Raw genomic sequence first — 804 nt, 5'->3', positions numbered from 1 at the left:
TAAGATCCCTGAAAGATGATCAGGTTGATAGGTTCGAGGTGGAAGCATGGTGACATGTGGAGCTGACGAATACTAATAGATCGAGGACTTAACCATATAATATGTAGCAATGTTATCTAGTTTTGAAAGAATATAAAAAACTTGTTGACTTTAAAAGTTAAATGAGTTACAATGATTCTTGTCTTAAATGAATACAGTCTGGTAATGATGGCAGAGAGGTCACACCCGTTCCCATACCGAACACGGAAGTTAAGCTCTCTAGCGCCGATGGTAGTTGGGACCTTGTCCCTGTGAGAGTAGGACGTTGCCAGGCAATCCGGAGGATTAGCTCAGCTGGGAGAGCACCTGCCTTACAAGCAGGGGGTCGGCGGTTCGATCCCGTCATCCTCCACCATTTAGCCGACTTAGCTCAATTGGTAGAGCAACTGACTTGTAATCAGTAGGTTGGGGGTTCAAGTCCTCTAGTCGGCACCAGTTTTTATTGTAAGAGCCATTAGCTCAGTTGGTAGAGCATCTGACTTTTAATCAGAGGGTCGAAGGTTCGAGTCCTTCATGGCTCACCATTTTAATTAATATGCGGGTGTGGCGGAATTGGCAGACGCACTAGACTTAGGATCTAGCGCCTTTGGCGTGGGGGTTCGACTCCCTTCACCCGCACTTTTAATAAAATATCTCAAACATGTCTTGCGGAAGTAGTTCAGTGGTAGAATACAACCTTGCCAAGGTTGGGGTCGCGGGTTCGAATCCCGTCTTCCGCTCCAATTTTCAATATGACATGCCGGGGTGGCGGAACAGGCAGACGCA

At 46.8% G+C, this 804-nt stretch carries 5 tRNA genes and 2 rRNA genes; all 7 read left to right on the top strand.

Annotation, left to right across the window (positions count from 1 at the left end):
- A 23S ribosomal RNA gene (locus AU379_RS20470) occupies window positions 1-96 on the top strand; the annotation flags it as partial.
- A gap of 101 nt (window positions 97-197) precedes the next feature.
- Window positions 198-313: ribosomal RNA gene (gene rrf / locus AU379_RS20465) — 5S ribosomal RNA — on the top strand.
- Window positions 314-318: 5 nt separating this feature from the next.
- Window positions 319-394: transfer RNA gene (locus AU379_RS20460), tRNA-Val, on the top strand.
- 4 nt (window positions 395-398) lie between these two features.
- Window positions 399-474: transfer RNA gene (locus AU379_RS20455), tRNA-Thr, on the top strand.
- A gap of 13 nt (window positions 475-487) precedes the next feature.
- A tRNA-Lys gene (locus tag AU379_RS20450) sits at window positions 488-563 on the top strand.
- A 13-nt stretch (window positions 564-576) separates the two neighbouring features.
- Window positions 577-657 (top strand) — tRNA-Leu (locus AU379_RS20445).
- 29 nt (window positions 658-686) lie between these two features.
- A tRNA-Gly gene (locus AU379_RS20440) sits at window positions 687-761 on the top strand.
- Window positions 762-804 lie beyond the last annotated feature (43 nt).

Origin of the sequence: Bacillus sp. JH7 (genome assembly GCF_001563515.1) — a bacterium.
Lineage (GTDB): Bacteria > Bacillota > Bacilli > Bacillales > Bacillaceae_G > Bacillus_A > Bacillus_A cereus.
This window is presented reverse-complemented; position numbering and strand designations above follow the sequence as displayed.